This window comes from Streptomyces indicus (assembly GCF_900100315.1).
GTDB lineage: Bacteria > Actinomycetota > Actinomycetes > Streptomycetales > Streptomycetaceae > Streptomyces > Streptomyces indicus.
Genome location: NZ_FNFF01000006.1, coordinates 153,278 through 169,956 on the forward strand (window position 1 = coordinate 153,278; position 16,679 = coordinate 169,956).

At 73.6% G+C, this 16,679-nt stretch carries 14 protein-coding genes; 7 read left to right on the top strand and 7 right to left on the bottom strand.

Going from position 1 to position 16,679, the window contains the following annotated elements; genetic code table 11:
• Positions 1 to 2: 2 nt before the first annotated feature.
• Entirely contained in the window at positions 3 to 407 is a 405-nt protein-coding gene (locus BLT97_RS17450; RefSeq protein ID WP_093611160.1) for a cell division protein SepF, read from the bottom strand.
• A 249-nt stretch (positions 408 to 656) separates the two neighbouring features.
• Here BLT97_RS17450 and BLT97_RS17455 point away from each other — a divergent pair, with 249 nt between their 5' ends.
• The 4 genes from BLT97_RS17455 (at position 657) to BLT97_RS17470 (ending at position 7,418) form a co-directional block, all read left to right on the top strand.
• Complete coding sequence (locus BLT97_RS17455; RefSeq protein WP_093611162.1) at positions 657 to 1,340, top strand: RraA family protein; 684 nt, start codon at positions 657 to 659, stop codon at positions 1,338 to 1,340.
• 395 nt (positions 1,341 to 1,735) lie between these two features.
• Positions 1,736 to 2,110 (top strand): VOC family protein, encoded by a 375-nt coding sequence (locus BLT97_RS17460; RefSeq protein WP_093611516.1) that lies wholly within the window; start codon positions 1,736 to 1,738, stop codon positions 2,108 to 2,110.
• Between the two features lie 139 nt (positions 2,111 to 2,249).
• The gene (locus BLT97_RS17465; protein ID WP_093611164.1) at positions 2,250 to 2,930 is read left to right on the top strand and encodes a hypothetical protein; all 681 of its coding nucleotides are present in this window, start codon (positions 2,250 to 2,252) and stop codon (positions 2,928 to 2,930) included.
• A 99-nt stretch (positions 2,931 to 3,029) separates the two neighbouring features.
• Positions 3,030 to 7,418, top strand: coding sequence for a cation-translocating P-type ATPase (locus BLT97_RS17470; protein ID WP_093611518.1), 4,389 nt, complete (start codon positions 3,030 to 3,032; stop codon positions 7,416 to 7,418).
• Here the strand turns inward: BLT97_RS17470 and BLT97_RS17475 are convergent.
• Positions 7,407 to 8,471, bottom strand: a complete 1,065-nt coding sequence (locus BLT97_RS17475; RefSeq protein ID WP_093611166.1) for an ANTAR domain-containing protein — start codon at positions 8,469 to 8,471, stop codon at positions 7,407 to 7,409. The two genes, BLT97_RS17470 and BLT97_RS17475, sit on opposite strands and share 12 nt — an antisense overlap.
• A gap of 143 nt (positions 8,472 to 8,614) precedes the next feature.
• Here BLT97_RS17475 and BLT97_RS17480 point away from each other — a divergent pair, with 143 nt between their 5' ends.
• Positions 8,615 to 8,974 (top strand): helix-turn-helix transcriptional regulator, encoded by a 360-nt coding sequence (locus BLT97_RS17480; protein ID WP_093611168.1) that lies wholly within the window; start codon positions 8,615 to 8,617, stop codon positions 8,972 to 8,974.
• 177 nt (positions 8,975 to 9,151) lie between these two features.
• Here BLT97_RS17480 and BLT97_RS17485 read toward each other — a convergent pair whose 3' ends face one another.
• Positions 9,152 to 9,418, bottom strand: coding sequence for a GlsB/YeaQ/YmgE family stress response membrane protein (locus BLT97_RS17485; RefSeq protein ID WP_093611170.1), 267 nt, complete (start codon positions 9,416 to 9,418; stop codon positions 9,152 to 9,154).
• A 180-nt stretch (positions 9,419 to 9,598) separates the two neighbouring features.
• On the opposite strand from BLT97_RS17485, the gene BLT97_RS17490 reads away from it, so the two are divergent.
• On the top strand, positions 9,599 to 10,288 hold the full coding sequence (locus tag BLT97_RS17490) for a TetR/AcrR family transcriptional regulator (RefSeq protein WP_093611172.1): 690 nt from the start codon (positions 9,599 to 9,601) through the stop codon (positions 10,286 to 10,288).
• A 46-nt stretch (positions 10,289 to 10,334) separates the two neighbouring features.
• Here BLT97_RS17490 and BLT97_RS17495 read toward each other — a convergent pair whose 3' ends face one another.
• The 3 genes from BLT97_RS17495 to BLT97_RS17505 all read right to left on the bottom strand — a co-directional run bounded on the left by BLT97_RS17495 (position 10,335) and on the right by BLT97_RS17505 (position 14,676).
• Positions 10,335 to 12,008, bottom strand: a complete 1,674-nt coding sequence (locus BLT97_RS17495) for an FAD-dependent oxidoreductase (RefSeq protein ID WP_093611174.1) — start codon at positions 12,006 to 12,008, stop codon at positions 10,335 to 10,337.
• A gap of 78 nt (positions 12,009 to 12,086) precedes the next feature.
• Positions 12,087 to 13,061 (bottom strand): AurF N-oxygenase family protein, encoded by a 975-nt coding sequence (locus BLT97_RS17500; RefSeq protein WP_093611176.1) that lies wholly within the window; start codon positions 13,059 to 13,061, stop codon positions 12,087 to 12,089.
• Positions 13,062 to 13,152: 91 nt separating this feature from the next.
• Positions 13,153 to 14,676: a flavin-containing monooxygenase gene (locus BLT97_RS17505; protein ID WP_093611178.1), complete on the bottom strand. Its 1,524-nt coding sequence runs from the start codon at positions 14,674 to 14,676 to the stop codon at positions 13,153 to 13,155.
• A 282-nt stretch (positions 14,677 to 14,958) separates the two neighbouring features.
• Here BLT97_RS17505 and BLT97_RS17510 point away from each other — a divergent pair, with 282 nt between their 5' ends.
• Positions 14,959 to 15,282: a hypothetical protein gene (locus tag BLT97_RS17510; protein WP_093611180.1), complete on the top strand. Its 324-nt coding sequence runs from the start codon at positions 14,959 to 14,961 to the stop codon at positions 15,280 to 15,282.
• A 43-nt stretch (positions 15,283 to 15,325) separates the two neighbouring features.
• On the opposite strand, the gene BLT97_RS17515 is transcribed toward BLT97_RS17510, so the two are convergent.
• Positions 15,326 to 16,657 carry a class I SAM-dependent RNA methyltransferase gene (locus BLT97_RS17515; RefSeq protein ID WP_093611182.1) on the bottom strand — a complete coding sequence of 444 codons (1,332 nt, stop codon included), beginning with the start codon at positions 16,655 to 16,657 and terminating at the stop codon, positions 15,326 to 15,328.
• Positions 16,658 to 16,679: the final 22 nt, after the last annotated feature.

A 16,679-nucleotide genomic window follows, 5' to 3' on the forward strand; every position in this document is an offset into this window, starting at 1 on the left:
CGCTACGGGCGCGGCAGCGCGATCCCGGTCGCTTCCTGTACGAAGCCCTGCACCTCGGTGTCCGGGGGCGTCAGGAGGAACACGTTGCGGTCCACGCGGGTCATGCCGCAGTTGAGGCCGAAGACGACCCCGCTGCTGAAGTCCAGGACTCTCTTGGCCACTTGGGTCTCCGCACCGCTCAGGTCGAGCAGCACGGGTATCCCGCCCATGAGGGAGCGGGCGACGTCGCGCGCGTCGGCGAAGACGTTCACGCGCAGCACCGTGAAACGGCGCCGTGTCTCGGTCTCGGCCTCCGGCAGGGCTCGGTAGCCCGGCCAGGACGGCCATGCGTCACGGCTGCGCAGGGGGACGACCTCGGCGAGTCCCTCCCACTGTTCGTCCGTGACGTCGCGGCTGTGCCGGTTCACTGCTCCACCTGTCCCGTCCGTCGGTCTCCGGCGCGGCCCGTCGCCGCGCCGTCCTGGGAGCCTGAGCGGCTCTTCCGGCTCGCACTGATTGTCTGCACCAGCCGATTCTTGCGCAGACTCACCCGATCGGCCCAACAGCGACACGGGTCACGCGGCCGCGCATCCGTCACCACTTGTTTCGCGGGTCCCCTTCGTGATCAGGTCGAACCCGGCGCGCACCCACTCGAACTCAGCGAGGACGTAACGGATATGAACGACGACGAGCAGAGCAGCGGCGGCGGCGCGACGGGTAGTGGCCGTGCGGACGAGGACCGCACGTACGACGCGTTCCGTGCGCTCTCGCCCACCACCCTCGCCGAGGCGGTCGGCCGTGCGCAGGTGATGGACCTCGACATCCGTCCGCTGTGGGGCCCCGCGCCACGGATCGCGGGCCCGGCCTTCACGGTGCGCTGCCCGGCGGGCGACCAGTTGGGCCTGCACGCCGCGATCTACCGCGCCGAGCCCGGGTCGGTCCTCGTCGTGGAGGCGGCCGACGCGCGCTACGCGCTGGCCGGGGGCAACGTGTGCGCGATCGCCCAGCGGCGCGGCATCGCGGGGTTCGTGATGAACGGCGCGATCCGGGACATCGCCGAGGTGCGCGCGAGCGGGTTTCCCGTGTACGCGCGGGGAGTTGTCCCCCTCCCAGGCAACAAGAAGACGGTCGAACCCTTCAACGAGCCGGTCCGCGTGGGCGGGGTGATCGTGCACGCGGGCGACATCGTGGTGGCGGACGAGGAAGGGGTGGTGGTCGTGCCGCGGGACCGCGCGCAGGACGTGCTCACGGCCGCGCGCCTGAAGACGGCGAAGGAGGAGGCCCTGACGCTCGACGAGTGGGAGGCGGACCACCGGGCGCGGATCGAGAAGTCGCTCGGGGAGGCGGGGTTTTCGGGTTGAGGGGGTTGTGGGCGCCCTGCTCCGCGGCTCCGCGGCGACAGAGGGCTGGGCTGACGCCCCCACCACCGCACCGTGCTCCACCGCACCGCGGCGGCTGGGCCTGCTCGCGCTGCCCACGGCGGGCGAGCACACCCCGTACGGCCTCTACGTCGTCTGGCTGTCTCGGCGGGCCAGGACCACACGGCCGGGATGTCGGCCACGCTCCGGTCCGTCACCCTCGTCGTCCTGGCGGCCACCATGGTGGTGTGGGCCGGCTTCCGCGGGGAACGAGAGGGCACAAAAGGTGCGTAGGCGGGTCCGTGAGGGCGGTGCGGCGACGGCGGCGTGACGGCTGTGCCGCAGCGGTACCGGCGGGCGGCGCCGCGCGGGCGAACACGGAACGAGGAGTGACGCCGGTGATCCGGAAGCTTCAGGCCATCGCGCTCGACTGCGCCGATCCCGTACAACTGGCCGCATTCTACGCCCAGTTGCTGGGCGGCCGGGTGGAGCGGGACCCCGAGGACCCGGGGTGGATCGAGGTGCGCGGATTCGAGGGGACCCCGCTGGCCTGCCAGCGCGTGGACGGGTACCGGCCGCCGCAGTGGCCCGGCCAGGAGCATCCGCAGCAGCTCCATCTGGACTTCGACGTGGACGACCTCGAGGCCGAGGAGAAGCGGGCGCTCGCACTGGGCGCGACCCTTCTGGAGCGCACGGACGAGGTGCGTCCGGGTGCCAACTGGCGGGTGTACGCGGACCCCGCGGGGCACCCGTTCTGCCTCTGCGTCCACTGATCCGCCTCCTGCACCCACACCCGTCGTCTCCACCCCGCCTCCACTGAACTGCCGCTGCTCGCGCGGGCTTTCCCCGAAGGTTTCTGGGAACCCGGCGGGGAAACCGTCGCAAGGCAGCAAGCAGCAGCAGGAGGCCGTCGTGAGCGAGAACCGGAGCGCGCCCCCCGACCTCACCCGTCCCGTGCGCGCGGCCGCCGCACGGCTGCGGCAGCTTCCGGGAGCGGGTGTGGTGGCCAGGGTCGCCGACGAAACCCTCGACCGGGTCGGGGTGGTGTCGCCGAAGAGCCGACGCATCGTGGCGTACGCGGGCGCCGGGCTGCTCGGCGTGGCCGGGGCCATCGAGTGGCCGATCGCCGTCACCGGAGCCGCCGTGGTGTGGCTGACCCAGTCCCGCGACGAGGACGAGGACGTGGACGAGGCGGCGGCGGGCCGTGGTGCGGAGACGGGGTCCGCGGGCCGGAACGTGGAGTCCGCGTCGGCGGGTACGGAGCGCGCGGCCCCGGACCAGGAGACCGCACCCGCGCCGCCGCCGGGCAGGGAACCCGAGGCCTTGAGCGAAGCCACCCCGCCCGCCACCGGCGAGGGCCACCACCCCGCCACGCCTGGCAAGGGCACCCCGCCGGCCTCCCGCCGCAAGAGCGCGAAGCCCGCGCCGCCGCCCGGCACAAGTGAGACCGCGGCACCCGACACCGACGACCCCACCCCGCCCGGCCCGGGCGCCAAGCTCCCCGCCACGAAGAGCGCCGGGACCGGCCGGCGCGGTACGCGTCAGCCGGCCGGTGCACGCGAAGCCGTCCGGGCCGAGGAGCCCCTCAAGTAGCGGGCCCCACAGGCCAGTTGGATGCCGGCGGCCCGCCGATCCCCACCCCTCCCACCCGCGTACGGACAAGGCAGGTCTAGGTAACTCATGGTGTTCAGCATGCCTTCGGGGCTCTCGTTCGCCGCGTCCGCGGGTGCCGCCGCGGGACTGACGGCCGGTGTTCTGCGGACGGTCGTGTCCGGCGCCGACGCCGTGCACGGTGCCGTCACCCGGGTCGAGCACGTGGCCCGCAACACCCTGCGCGGACGCTCCGGGACCTGGCGGGCCGGCCCGCGCGTCCACCTGCCGGTCCGGCACGCCGACGAAGCCGCGCCGCACGGCCGCAGCTCCCGGCTGACCGCCGCCGCCCGCAAGGCCGCGGCCGAACTCGCCGCCCATCCCGATGTGTTGACGGCGCACTGGGACGACGGGCTCGGCCGGCTCATCCTGACCGCGGTCGGCGACGAGGCCGCCGAACACCTCGTCGCCAAGGCGCGCGACTTGCTCGCCGGACACGGTCTGGCCGCGGACGCACCCGCTGTCGGAGAGGACGGGGACGACGAGGACGCGCCGGAGGAGACCGCGCATCCCGGCGACACGGGAGCGATACGGGACGCCGCGGGCGTGCTCGCCCTGGACGCGGCCGGCGTGGTCGCGGCCGTGGCAAGCCGTGCGCTGCGGCTGCCGCCCTCCTCGCGTCTGGTGACCGCCGGGGTCACGCTCGTACGGGAGAACCCGCGCGCCCGCGCGCTGCTGCGGGGCAGGTTCGGCCGCACCGGGCGCGATCTGCTGCTCGCCGCCGCCAACGCCGCGGCCCACGGCGCCGGCCAGTCGCCGGTCTCCCTGCTGCTCGACGGCACGTTGCGCGCGGGGCAGTTGGCGGAGGCGACGGCACGGGCCGCGGCCTTCGAGGCGCTGCATGACGACCTGTGCGCGCCCGGACGGCAGAGCCTCCCCGCACCCGAGGGCGTCCGGCCGCCGCTGCGGGTCACGCCCGCGCAGGAGTACGCCGCGGCGGCGGGCGCCGGGAGCGGGGCGGGCGCGGCGGCCGCGCTGCTCGTCAAGCACGATCTGGCGGAGGCGGCCGAGGCCGTGCTCGCGGGGTCGCCGAAGGCCGCGCGCTACGGCCCCGCCGCCTTCTCCTCCGGCCTGGGCCTGGCGCTGGCCCGGGCCGGGGTCCTGGTGCGCGACGGACGCCGGCTGCGGCGGCTGGAACTGGCCGACACCCTCGTCGTACACCCGAGCGCCCTGCGTCCGGCCCGTGACGCAACCGGCACGGACACCGGTGGCGGGCCGGAGCGGCCCCCGGCCCTCGACCCGATGACCGAGCCCGTGCTCGACGCCGCACGGCGGGCGGGCCTGCGGCTCGTGCTCTGCGGCGATCCGGCGCTCGGCGACGTGGCCTCGGTGGCCGACGAAGTGGCCCCGGCGCAGCGGCCGTTCGACGAGGTGGTGGGCGCGCTCCGGGACGAGGGGCGCGTCGTCCTGACCGTGGCGCGCATCGGCACGGACGACGACGCGGCGCTCGTACGGGGGCTGCTCGCGGGAGACCTCGCGGTGGCCGTGACCGACGAGGACTCGGCGCTGGTGTGGGGCGCCGACGTGCTCGCGCGCGGCGGACTGACCGACGTATGGCGGCTGTTGACCGCGATCCCGGCCGCGCGCCGCACCGGCGCCCGCTCCCAGGCCCTGGCCCGCGCGGGCGCCGCCCTGTCCGGTCTGATGGTGGCGGGCGGCGGCAAGGGGCAGAGCACACCGCTGCTGCCCGGCACCCGGCACGCCCCGGTCAACGGTGCCGCGGCGGTGGCCCTGTTCACCGGGTGGCGCGGCGCGCTCGCCGTGGCCGCCGCCCGGCCGCCGGCGCCCCGTCCGCGCGTGCCCTGGCACGGCCTGGACCCGGCGGAGGTGCGCGCCCGGCTCGCCGAGCAGCGCCCGGCAGCCCCCTCGACGCTCGACCGGCTGCGCGGCTCGGCTCGCGAGGCGACCGCTTCCGTACTGCGGCACAAGGCGGCGGCACCGGCGCTGTGGTCGCTGCGGTTCGCCGACGCCGTACGCAAAGAGCTCAACGATCCGCTCACGCCGGTGCTCGCCACCGGCGCGGCCGCTTCGGCTCTGCTCGGCTCCGTCGTGGACGCGCTGCTCGTGGTCGGCGCCATGGACCTCAACGCGATGGCCGGCGGGGTGCAGCGGCTGCGGGCCGAACAGGCCCTGGAGGGGCTGGCCGCCGGGCAGAAGCAGAAGGCGCGGCGCATCCAGGAGGGCTCGCGGCCGGACCGCGAGCACGCGCGGACCGTCGACGCGGCCCGGCTCTCGCCGGGCGACGAGATCCTGCTCGAATCCGGCGACGTGGTCCCCGCCGACGCCCGGCTCGTCCACGAAGAGGGCCTGGAGGTCGACGAGTCCTCGCTCACCGGGGAGTCCCTGCCGGTGCCGAAGCAGACCGATCCGACGCCTGGCGCCCCGGTGGCCGAGCGGCACTGCATGGTCTTCGAGGGCACCATCGTGGTCGCGGGACGGGCGCGCGCCGTGGTCGTCGCCACCGACCGGCACACGGAGGCGGGCCGGGCCACCTCGCTCGCCGCCCGCACCCCGCCGGCGGCGGGGGTCCAGGCGCGGCTGCGCGAACTGACCGGCAAGGCACTGCCGTTGACCCTGTTCGGCGGGGCGACCGTCAGCGCGCTCTCGCTGCTGCGCGGCACTCCGCTGCGCCGTGCGGTGGGCGGCGGGGTCGCGGTGGCGGTGGCCGCCGTGCCCGAGGGGCTGCCGCTGGTGGCGACGGTCGCGCAGATGGCGGCGGCCCGCCGGCTCTCGCGCCGCGGGATGCTGGTGCGCACACCGCGCACCCTGGAGGCGCTGGGCCGCGTGGACACGGTGTGCTTCGACAAGACGGGCACGCTCACCGAGAACCGCCTGCGCCTGTCGCGCGTGGCCGCGCCCGACGGCACGGTGTACGCGGCGGACGAGGAGGCGGCCGAGCGCATCCTGCGGCTCGCGGCGCGGGCCTGCCCGCCGGTGGACACGGAGCAGGGCAGGCGTCCGGCGCACGCCACCGACGAGGCCGTGCTCGACGCGGCACCGGCGGACGAGGGGTGGACCCCGACGGGCGAGCTGCCGTTCGAGGCCAGCCGCGGGTACGCGGCCGCGACCGGGCACAACGGCGGCGGCGAACCGTATCTGGTGGTGAAGGGCGCCCCCGAGGTGGTCCTGCCCGCCTGCCGTGATCTGCCCGAGCACGCGGCGGCCACCGCCGAGGAGCTCGCTGGGCAGGGCCTGCGGGTGCTCGCCGTGGCCGAGGCCCGCGAGGGCGATCTCGAACAGCCGCTCAAGGACCTGGAGTTCACCGGTCTGCTCGCGCTCGCCGACCTGCCGCGCGCCACCTCCTCCGAACTCCTCGCCCAGCTGCGGGAGATGGGTGTCCTTCCGGTGATGCTCACCGGCGACCATCCGCAGACGGCGCAGGCGGTGGCCGCCCAGCTGGGCTGGCCCGAGGACGCGGGCGTGGTCACCGGGGACGAGCTCCTGGCCATGGACCGTTCGGGCCGCGCCCGCGCGCTGCACGGCGCCGGGGTGGTGGCGCGGGTCGCGCCGGAGCAGAAGCTCCAGGTGGTCGAGGCGCTCCAGGAGGCGGGCCGGGTGGTGGCGATGACCGGCGACGGCGCGAACGACGCGGCCGCGATCCGCGCGGCCGACGTGGGGATCGCGATCACCTCGCGCGGCTCGGCGGCCGCGCGCGGCTCCGCCGACATCGTCCTGACCAACGGCGATCTGTCCGTCCTCGCGGAGGCGATCCACGAGGGCCGCGCGCTCTGGCGCAGCGTCGCGGACGCGATCGCGATCCTCATCGGCGGCAATGCGGGCGAGGTCGCGTTCAGTGTGCTGGGCACGCTGATCTCCGGTGCGTCGCCGCTCTCCACACGGCAGTTGCTCCTGGTGAACCTGCTCACCGACATGTTCCCGGCGATGGCGGTCGCGGTCACCCCGAGCGACGACGAGGCAACCGCCGAGCGGGCCAGGACCGAGCCCATGGGCGTACGGATCCTGGGCGCGCCGCTGCTGCGGCACATCCGGCGGCGCGGCGTGACCACCTGTCTGGGCGCCGTGGCCGCGTATCTGATCGGCCGCTGGACTCCCGGTACGGAGCGCCGCGCCGGCACGATGGCGCTGTGCGGGGTGGTGGGCGCGCAGCTCGCGCAGACCCTCGCGGGCCGGCGGCGCAGCCCGCTGGTGTGGGCGACGGCGCTCGGCTCGGCCGCGGTGCTCGTCGCGCTCGTGCAGACGCCGGGCGTCAGCCACTTCTTCGGCTGCACGCCGCTCGGCCCGGTGGCCTGGGCCGGGGTCGCGGCGGCCATCGCCCTGGCCGGGCTCTCGCCGCACCTGGAGCAACTGCCGTTCGTACGGCGGTGTTACGAGGCGGCGGCCAGGGCGGCGGTGCGGCTGGCCGAGACGGGGCGCAGGGTGCGCGACGCCTCGGTGCGCGAGATGTCGGCGCCGGCCGCGTCAGCCGCCTGACCGGGTCGCACCGGACCGCGGGCCGCGTGTGGGTGCGCGGGTGGGCTGCATGTCGGTGGGCGGGGCGGGTGCGCCAGTGGGCTGCGTGTTGTCGGTGGGCGGGGCGGGCGCGTCGGTGTACTCCGCGGCGTCCCCGGGGCCGGAACCGGTCGACGGCGCCGAGCCGTTCACCCGGCGCGGGACCGGGCCCGGCACGGGGGCGGGCTGATGCGCCGGGGCGGGCCCGTGATTCGGGGCCGACCCGTGCTTCGGAGCCGACGCTTGCCCCGGGGCCGCCCCATGCTTCGGAGCGGACCCGTTCGACGAAGCCGCCCCATGCTCCGGAGCCGACCCGTTCGACGAGACCTCCGCGGGCCGCTCCGACGCCGACGCCGCGCTCCGGGCCGTCAGACGGCCGACCGCGGCCGCGACCTCCTGCTGCACCTGCGGGTCCACCGTCTCCTCGGCCGTACCGGCGTCGAGGAGCATCCGCGCCACCTCGTGCAGCTTGATGTTGGTGTGCTGGGAGACCTCGACCAGTACGGTCCAGGCGTCCTCGGCGTCCAGCCGGAACGTGGCCATGAGGAGGCCGCGCGCCATGTCGATGACGGGACGGGTTTCCATGGCCCTGCGCAGATGGGCGAGCTCGGTCCGCAGCTCCTCCCCCTCCTGCGCGTCCTCGCCCTCCGGCCAGCCGGCCAGCAGGGCGAGGGAGTCGGTGACGGACAGGACCCGGATCAGCAGCGGGCTCGCGGCCCGCAGGACCAGCGTCCGGTCCTGCTCCAGGGCCTGCTCGCGCAGGCTCAGGAGCACGTTGAGCCCGGTGGCGTCGCAGAAGCCCACACGGCTCAGGTCCAGGTCGATCCCGGTCTGCGAGTCCTCGAGCGCCGCCGCGAGGGCGTCCGCGAGGGCGGGACCGCTGTCCAGGTCGATCTCGCCGCCGACCACGATGTGCCGGCGCGGCCCGACCTCGTACACCTCGACGACCAGCTGCCCCGACGGCCCGGGCACCGGCCCAGGGCTGGGCGGTGCGGCGCTGCCCGGGACGGCAGTCGTCGACTGGTGGTCGGACATGGCGTCGGCTCCCCGGATGTGCCTGCACCCTGGCGTAACGGAATCCCATCTCCAGAGTCGTCTGACAGAACTTACGCGTCAAGCGATACAGGAAATTGTTTTCGTCTATTTCCTGTCGCGAATGGTACGTCTACCCTGAAGCCATGAGTGGCGTACCAGAACCTCACTCCGGGTGGACCTTCCTGACCAACCACGCCCGTGTGCTGGCCACGATCGCGGATGAACCGTCCTCACGGATCCGTGACATCGCGGCCCACTGCCGGCTGACGGAACGGGCGGTGCAGCGGATCATCGGCGACCTCGAAGCCGCGGGATACCTCTCGCACACGCGCGAGGGACGTTCCAACACGTACCGCATCGAGCCGAGCAACCCGCTGCGGCACCCGGCCGAGGCCGGGCTCACCGTGGCCTCGCTCCTGACCGTGCTGGCGCGGCACGACAAGCAGCGCGCGGACGACGGGCAGCGCACGGGCAGCGGACAGCGCGCCGACGCGAGCCAGTAGGACGCCGCGCGGACGCGAACCGGCAGGACAGGACGCGGACCGGCAGGTCGGCACGCGGACGCGAACCGGTGCGGCGGGAGGCGGACGCGAACCGGCAGGGCGTGCGCTCGCGCGCGTGCCCGGACCGGCACGCGGCCGGCCCGGGCACGAGGGTTGCGCAGTGCGGTCGGCGCCGCGTCAGCGCCGCCGGACCTTCACCCTGTCGAGCGCGGCGACGCCGAGTGCGGCAAGGCCGATCTGGAAGAGCCACTCGACCCAGTCGACTCCTTCGGTGTCGGCGACATCGAACGCCGAGGCGATGGCCGAGCCGACGAACGCGGCCACGATCCCCACCACGATGGTCCACAGCACGCCGATGCGCTGACGCCCCGGAACGACCAGCCTGCCGATCACGCCGATCACGATTCCGATCACTATCGCGCTGATGACACCCGAGATTTCCATGAGCGTTGTCTCCTCCGCTTCCTCATCCGGATGACGAGTGCCCCGAAAACCGCGGCTCACCTCCGCGGACGGCACGAACACGGCCGCGGGGACCGGCAGTCGGGCCGGCGGGGCCCGGGCCTGCGGGTCCGCACCGCACGCGGACTCCGGACGTGTGTGAACGGCGGATATTGTGACGGGATGGCGCAGAAGACCGGCGGAGAGCCGCAGATCGACGGACGCTCCACCCGCTGGGACGAGCACAAGGCACAGCGGCAGGTCGAGTGGGTGGACGCGGCGGTGGCGCTCATCGAGGAGGAGGGCGCGGTCTTCGGTGTGCAGCGGCTCGCGGAGCGCGTGGGAGTGCCGCGCTCGGTGCTGTACCGGCACTTCAAGGACCGTGCCTCGCTGGACGAGTTGATCCGCCGCCGCGTGGTGGAGTCGTTCATGCGGCGGATGGAGCCCACGCTCACCTTCGACGGGACGATCGAGGAGTCCGTACGCCGGGTGGTGAGCGCCCACCTGGACTGGGTGTCCCAACACCCGCGCCTGTACGCGTACATGGGCGTCGGCGAGCACGCGATGGGCGACGGCTCGCTGGTCGCGGACACCAAGACCGCCATCGCCCTCATGCTGGGCGAGCGGTTCGGCGAGGTGCTCGAGGCGCTCGGAGTGCGCGGGGCACCGATCCGGTCGGTCGCCGTGGGCATCGTGGGGTTCGTGGACACGGCGGTGAACCAGTGGGTGCGCGACCCCCAACGTGAGCTGTCCGAGGAGGAGTTGCGCACGATGCTGTGCCGCTCGGTGTGGGCGGTGCTCGACGCGACCCTCAGGAACTTGGGCGTGGAGCTGTCCCCGGACCAGCGGGTGTCGGACCTGGAGAGGGCCTGAGCGTCCGGGCCCAGGCCCCGCCCCGTACCGAGCGGCGGTGCGCCGGTCAGGCGCGTACCGGAGCCGCTGGCGCGGTCGAGGCCGCGGCGGCCCGGCGCAGCGCGCCGAGGTCCGTGAGCTTCACGCGGGGACGGCCCTGGGACTCCCCCGCCGCCCGTTCCGTACGGTCGATCGCACGCCACTCCTCCAGGCCGAGCGCGCCGGGCGCCATGTCCGCACCGGCCTCCGGCTGTGCCAGGCGACCGGCGGCGAAGTCGTCGAGGAGCGACTCCACGGTCTCCTGGGCGCAGGTCTTGTTGGTGCCGATGAAGCCGGTCGGACCGCGCTTGATCCAGCCCGCGACGTAGACACCGGGCTCGACCCGGCCGCCGTCGTGCGGGACGGTCGCGGTCCGCTCGTCGAAGGGCAGCCCGGGCACGGGCCGGGCGCGGTAGCCGACGGAGCGCAGCACGAGACCGGTCTCCAGGGTCTCGACGGGTCCGGCGGGCCGGGCGCGCACGGTGCCGTCCGCGTCGGTGTGCAGCTCGGTGGGGGTGATCTCCAGGGCCCGTACGCGCTCGTCGCCCGTGAGCCGTGCCGGGGCGGCCAGGAAGCGCAGGGTGATACGGCGGCGGCCCTCGACCGGGGTGCGGGCCGCCAGTTGCGCGAGCAGCCGAATCTTCTCGCCGACGCCGACGCCGACGCCGGCACCGGCGGGGTCGTCGGCGTGGGCAGCACGAGTGGGGTCGATCGGCAGATCCGCGGGCCAGCCCTCCACCGTGACGTCCACGTCGTCCAGGGCGGAGAGCGCAAGGAGTTCGGGCACGGTGAAGGCGGCCTGGGCCGGACCGCGGCGCCCCAGGAGGACGACCTCGCGGACCCGGCTCGCGCGCAGTGCGGCGAGCGCACGGTCGGATATGTCGGTACGGGCCAGGGCCTCGGGGTCGGCCGTCAGGATGCGGGCCACGTCGAGGGCGACGTTGCCGTTGCCGACGACGACGGCGCGTGCGGTGTCGAGGCGGTACACGGTGTCCGCGTGGTCGGGGTGGCCGTTGTACCAGGCCACGAACTCCGTGGCGGACACACTGCCGGGCAGGTCCTCGCCCTCGATGCCGAGCCGTTTGTCGGTGGCCGCGCCGACCGCGTAGATCACCGCGTGGTGGGTACGCAGCAGGTCGGCGTGGGTGAGGTCGGTGCCGACCTCGACGCCGAGCCGGTAGCGGAAGCCGGGCTGCGACTCGATGGCCCGGAAGAGCTCGGTGACCTGCTTGGTGTCCTGGTGGTCGGGGGCGACCCCGGCCCGCGCGAGCCCGTACGGGGTCGGGAGCCGGTCGAACACGGTGACGCGCACGCCGGGGTGGCGCAGCAGCTCGTCGGCCGCGAACAGCCCGGCGGGCCCGGCCCCGACCACCGCCACCGACAACTCGCCCGCGGCCAGGGTGCGTTGCCGCGGCAGCACGTACATGGGCGCGCGGTCGTCGTGCGGATTCTCCTTGTAGTAAGAGGCGTTCAGCTCCAGGAACGGCAACTCCCCCGGAGCCAGGGCCGTATGGGGCTTCAGCGCGTCCACCGGGCAGGCCGTCGTACAGGCACCGCAGTCCACGCAGGTGCGCGGATCGACGTACAGCATCTCCGCGGTGCCGAAGCCGGGCTCGCCCGGTGCGGGGTGGATGCAGTTGACGGGGCAGGCCAGCACGCAGGAGGCGTCGGCGCAGCAGGATCGGGTGACGACGTACGGCACGGCGGGCTGGTCTCCGTTCGGGCGTTCAGATGGCAGGGCGCACAGGAGGTGAGGCCGTCAAGTGGAGCGGACCGGCGCTCAGTCGGTGACGGCGTGCGGGACGGGCTCGCCCCGGAAGCGCGCGGGACGGCCGGCGATGCGCAGGGCCTTCCACACCGGACGCGACGCTTTGTTCATCAGACCGATCTCCTCGGCGAGCATCCGCACGTCGGAGAAGAGATCGTGCAGCATCTTGCGGCCGTCCTCGGACTTCCAGAAGACCTCCTTGACCACCCAGGCCGGAATCCCCACCTCCGCCGCGGACTTGCGGTCGGGGATCATGATGACGTCGCACAGGACGCGCATGATCACCGGGAAGAGCAGGGACAGCGCGCCGCGCCGCGCCTTGCCGTAGCGCGGGACACGGAGCCGCAGGAACTCGTGCGCGAAGGAGATGTGCCGCGCCTCCTCGGCAATGTGGATCTGCATGATCCGCTGCGGCAGCGGGTGCACCGGCTCACCACTGCGCAGGGCGGCCTTCTGCAGATGGTCGATGGGCTCCTCACCGGCCAGGATGCCGGTGAAGAAGGCCTCGGGGTACAGCGATCCGAACAGCGGCAGCACCCGGCTGAGCTGCCGGAACCAGCGCTTGCCGCCGGGTGTGTCCACGCCGGTGCGGTTCACCAGCTCCTGGAACATCTGGGTGTGGTGGGTCTCCTCGGTGATCTCGTGCGTGAGATACCGGAACTCCTCGTTGCGGTTGCCCAGTTGGTAGACGTAGTCGAGCGCCCCGCGCATCAGCAGGTTCTCGAACTGCATGCCCACCTTGGCGATGGTCGCCCAGCGCCAGATCCCGATGCGGATCTGCACGTCGAGCGGCTGCTCCTTGTACCAGGGGTGGGCGCCGAGCGCGTCCGCCGAGGTGAGCACCCACCGCGGATCGCTGGTGTCCACGGCGAACTCGGGGTCGTCCCACTTGATGTCGGTGAAGGCGTTGAAGTTGACGTTCACGGAGCCCTCCGACAGCGTCCGCAGGCGCTCGTCGTAGGCCTTCCTGGTCAGATTCGCGGTCATCGTCGTCCTCGGTTGTCGGCTCGGAGGACCCCCGGGGCGCGGGGGCGTCGGGGCGTGCTGCTGGTGCGGTACGGGACGTAGGCCCGTGCGGTCAGGCGGCGTGGACGGACTCGGGGGTGCCGGACCCGCCGGTCACGGCATCACCGGCACCACCCGCCTTCTCGAACCGCAGCACGGAGTCGTCGATCGGCGCATCGCGCAGCATGGCGCGGTCGCGGTAGTAGTTGTTCCACAGGCGCCAGGGGTCGCGGGTGCCCTGGCGCGGCATGACCTTGTCGGCCCGCGCGATGTAGCCGGAGGTCAGCGCCTCACCCATGACGGAGAACTCCGAACGGTCGGCGTCGGTGGCGACGGGCGTGGCGATGTCGTGCCCGTGCCGCCGCATGTGCGCGAGAAGCCGCGCGGTGTAGCCGGCGGCGAGGTCGGCCTTCAGGGTCCAGGAGGCGTTCGTGTATCCGATGACGAGGGACATGTTGGGCACGCCTTCGAGCAGAACTGCCTTGTAGAGCACGCGGTTGGCGACGTCCACGGGCGCGCCGTCGACCGTCAGCTCCATGCCCCCGAGCAGCCGGACGCTGAGCCCGGTCGCGGTCACGACGATGTCGGCCTTGAGCTCGTCACCGGACTTCAGACGGATGCCGTCGGCCGTGAAGGTGTCGATCCGATCGGTCGCGACCGAGGCCTTGCCGCTCTTGAGCACCTTGAACAGATCGCCGCCGGGCACGACGCACAGCCGCTGGTCCCAGGGCTTGTACCGCGGGCTGAAGTGCCGCATGTCGACACTCTTGCCGGCCTGCGCCCGCACCAGCCCGAGCAGCACCTTGCGCGCGAGCCGCGGATACTTGCGGCAGAAGGCGTAACTCCCGCGCTGGAGCGCGATGTTGCGCGCACGGGAGATCTTGTACGTGAGCGAGGCCGGCGCCCGCAGCTTCTGGAGCACCGAGGTGAGCGGGTCCACCTCCGGCAGCGCGAGCACATACGTGGGCGAGCGCTGGAGCATGGTGACGTGCGCGGCCTCGTCGGCCATCGCCGGCAGCAGGGTGATGGCGGTGGCGCCGGACCCGATCACCACGACCCGCTTGCCCCGGTAGTCGAGATCCTCCGGCCAGTGCTGCGGGTGCACCACCGTCCCCCGGAAGTCGGCCTCACCCTCGAACTCGGGCCGATACGGGGCGTCGTAGTCGTAATACCCGGTCGCCCCGACGACGTACCCGGCGCTGTAGACCTCCCGCCCACCGGTGCCCTCGTCCTCCACCTCGACAGTCCAACGCCCGGTGGCGTGCGAGAAGTCGGCGGCGACCGCCCGGCGCCCGAACCGGATCCGCTCGAGCACCCCGTCGTCCGAGGCCGCGTCCTCGACGTACTGCCGGATCTGCGCACCCCCGGCGAGGATCCGCGCGTCACGCCACGGCCGGAATCCGAACCCGAAGGTGGACATGTCGGAGTCGGACCGGATCCCTGGATACCGGAACAGATCCCACGTACCACCGACCCGCGCCCGCCGCTCGAGCACGACCACCGAGGCCTTCGGGTTGTCGCGCAGGACATGCCGCGCGGCACTGATTCCGGAAATCCCGGCACCGATCACCAGGACGTCGACGTGCTGCTGGTCCATCGCGAGGGGTCCTTCTCGTTCGTGGGCCGCGAGGGGCGCGGGGCACCGGGTCCCGCCGCTCGGCCGCTGACGGCTGCTCGGACACGTGGATCCACAACTGTGTTTCCCGCAATTTACCTGCGACACACTGTTTCAGATACCGCCGGTAACGTGACGTGGGCCACAATCCTGCCGCCCTCAATCTGCACGAACTGCCGCACAGGGGACACAAGTTGACCGCAACGCCGCACCGTCCGCCCCACCGCGCCGGCTCGCGAGCGGGCGCGTACTAACGTGCCACCCATGCCCGACGAACACACCCGCCGCGACCTCACCGCCGTCTGCCGAGCCGCCGACACCGGTTACGTTCTGCAGGTGCGGCGCGAGGGCGTCGAAGTACCCCTCGCCGAGAAGGACTTGACGCACTGGCCCGACTACCCGGCCTTCCCGTTCGACGCGGCCCATGCCGCGGGGCGCGAGCTCATCAGGCTCGGGTACATGATCTGGCCCGACACGGTCCTGCCCGTGGTGCCCGGCGTTCTGGCCGGCTGGCGGCACGACCCCGAACAGCGGGCATGGGTGGCGCAGGTCGGCTCGTTCGACCAACTGCGCGCCGCCGGCATCTAGGGTCCGCCCGCGCCCTCGCGCACGAGGCGACGAACCCGGCGGGTCAGCGCCCCTTCTCGGCCGGCTCCAGAATCGCCACACACTCCAAGTGATGCGTCATCGGAAACAGATCGAACGCCCGCAGCGTCCGCACCCTGTACCCGCCCTCCCTGAAGTACCCCAAGTCCCGCGCCAGCGCCGCCGGGTCGCACGCCACGTAGGCGATGCGGCGGGCGCCCAGGCCGGACAGGTGGCGGACCGTGTCCTTGCCGGCGCCTGCGCGGGGCGGGTCGAGGACGATGAGGTCTACCTCCGTGATGCCCGTGCGCGGCAGCACCGACTCGACCTTGCCCTGTTCGATGCGGACGCGGTCGAAGGAGGCGAGGTTGTGGCGGGCGTCCTCCACCGCGCGCTTGCCCGACTCGATGCCGAGCACCGCGCCCTTGTCGCCGACGCGGTCGGCGAGGGCGCCCGCGAAGAGGCCGACGCCGCAGTAGAGGTCGAGGGCCATGTCGCCCTTGCGCGGGAGCAGGCCCTGCATCACGGCGCGCATCAGGGTGTCGGCGGCCTTCGGGTGGACCTGCCAGAAGCCGCCGTCGCCGACGCGGTAGGTGCGGTCGTCGGCGCGTTCGCGGACGAAGGGGCGGCCGTGGACGCGGTGCACCGAGCCGTCGCGCTCGTGGATGCGCATCACGGAGACGGGCTTGTCGAGTTCGACGATGGGGAGGCGGGCGCCGGGCTGCGGGGTCAGGATCACCTGGCGGTCCTGGGAGCCGGAGGCCGCGATGGCCTCGATGGACGCCATGCCCGTCCAGTCGCGCCGCTCGATGCCGAGTTCGGTGACGCCCTCGGCGGCGATCAGGCAGCGGTCGATCACCTCGACCTCGTGGGAGCGGTGGCGGCGCAGGCCCGCCTTGCCGGTGCCGGGGTCGATCGCGTACTGGACGCGGGTGCGCCAGGCGGGGACCTCGCCCGCCGGGAGCTTGTCGCCCTCGGCCGGCATCACCGTGCCGTCCCAGCCGGCCTCCTCGGGGGTGAGCCCGGCGAGGCGCTGGAGCTGTTCGGCGAGTACCTCGCCCTTGAGGCGGCGCTGGGCGCCGGGCTTGGCGTGCTGCCAGTCGCAGCCGCCGCAGCGGCCGGGCCCGGCGAACGGGCAGGGCGCCTCGATGCGGTCCTTGGACGCCTCGATGACCGTCACCGCGTCGGCGCGCAGGAAGCGCGCGCCCTCCTCGCCTTCGGTGACCCGGGCGAGGACCCGCTCCCCCGGCAGCGCGTGCCGGACGAAGAGCACCTGGCCCTCGGACGTACGGGCGATGCAGTGCCCGCCGTGCGCGACGGGGCCGACCTCGACCTCGTACTCCTCCCCGACCAGCGAGTTCTTGGGTTCTGACTGCATGGTGGGGTGGCTCCGATACGAA

What these genes read in the sequence shown, in the direction of transcription:
- BLT97_RS17455 (WP_093611162.1), top strand. Translation starts at nt 657, where the DNA reads ATGAACGACGACGAGCAGAGCAGCGGCGGCGGCGCGACGGGTAGTGGC.
- BLT97_RS17470 (WP_093611518.1), top strand. Translation starts at nt 3,030, where the DNA reads ATGCCTTCGGGGCTCTCGTTCGCCGCGTCCGCGGGTGCCGCCGCGGGA.
- BLT97_RS17475 (WP_093611166.1), bottom strand. Translation starts at nt 8,471, where the DNA reads ATGTCCGACCACCAGTCGACGACTGCCGTCCCGGGCAGCGCCGCACCG.
- BLT97_RS17480 (WP_093611168.1), top strand. Translation starts at nt 8,615, where the DNA reads ATGAGTGGCGTACCAGAACCTCACTCCGGGTGGACCTTCCTGACCAAC.
- BLT97_RS17485 (WP_093611170.1), bottom strand. Translation starts at nt 9,418, where the DNA reads ATGGAAATCTCGGGTGTCATCAGCGCGATAGTGATCGGAATCGTGATC.
- BLT97_RS17490 (WP_093611172.1), top strand. Translation starts at nt 9,599, where the DNA reads ATGGCGCAGAAGACCGGCGGAGAGCCGCAGATCGACGGACGCTCCACC.
- BLT97_RS17500 (WP_093611176.1), bottom strand. Translation starts at nt 13,061, where the DNA reads ATGACCGCGAATCTGACCAGGAAGGCCTACGACGAGCGCCTGCGGACG.
- BLT97_RS17505 (WP_093611178.1), bottom strand. Translation starts at nt 14,676, where the DNA reads ATGGACCAGCAGCACGTCGACGTCCTGGTGATCGGTGCCGGGATTTCC.
- BLT97_RS17510 (WP_093611180.1), top strand. Translation starts at nt 14,959, where the DNA reads ATGCCCGACGAACACACCCGCCGCGACCTCACCGCCGTCTGCCGAGCC.
- BLT97_RS17515 (WP_093611182.1), bottom strand. Translation starts at nt 16,657, where the DNA reads ATGCAGTCAGAACCCAAGAACTCGCTGGTCGGGGAGGAGTACGAGGTC.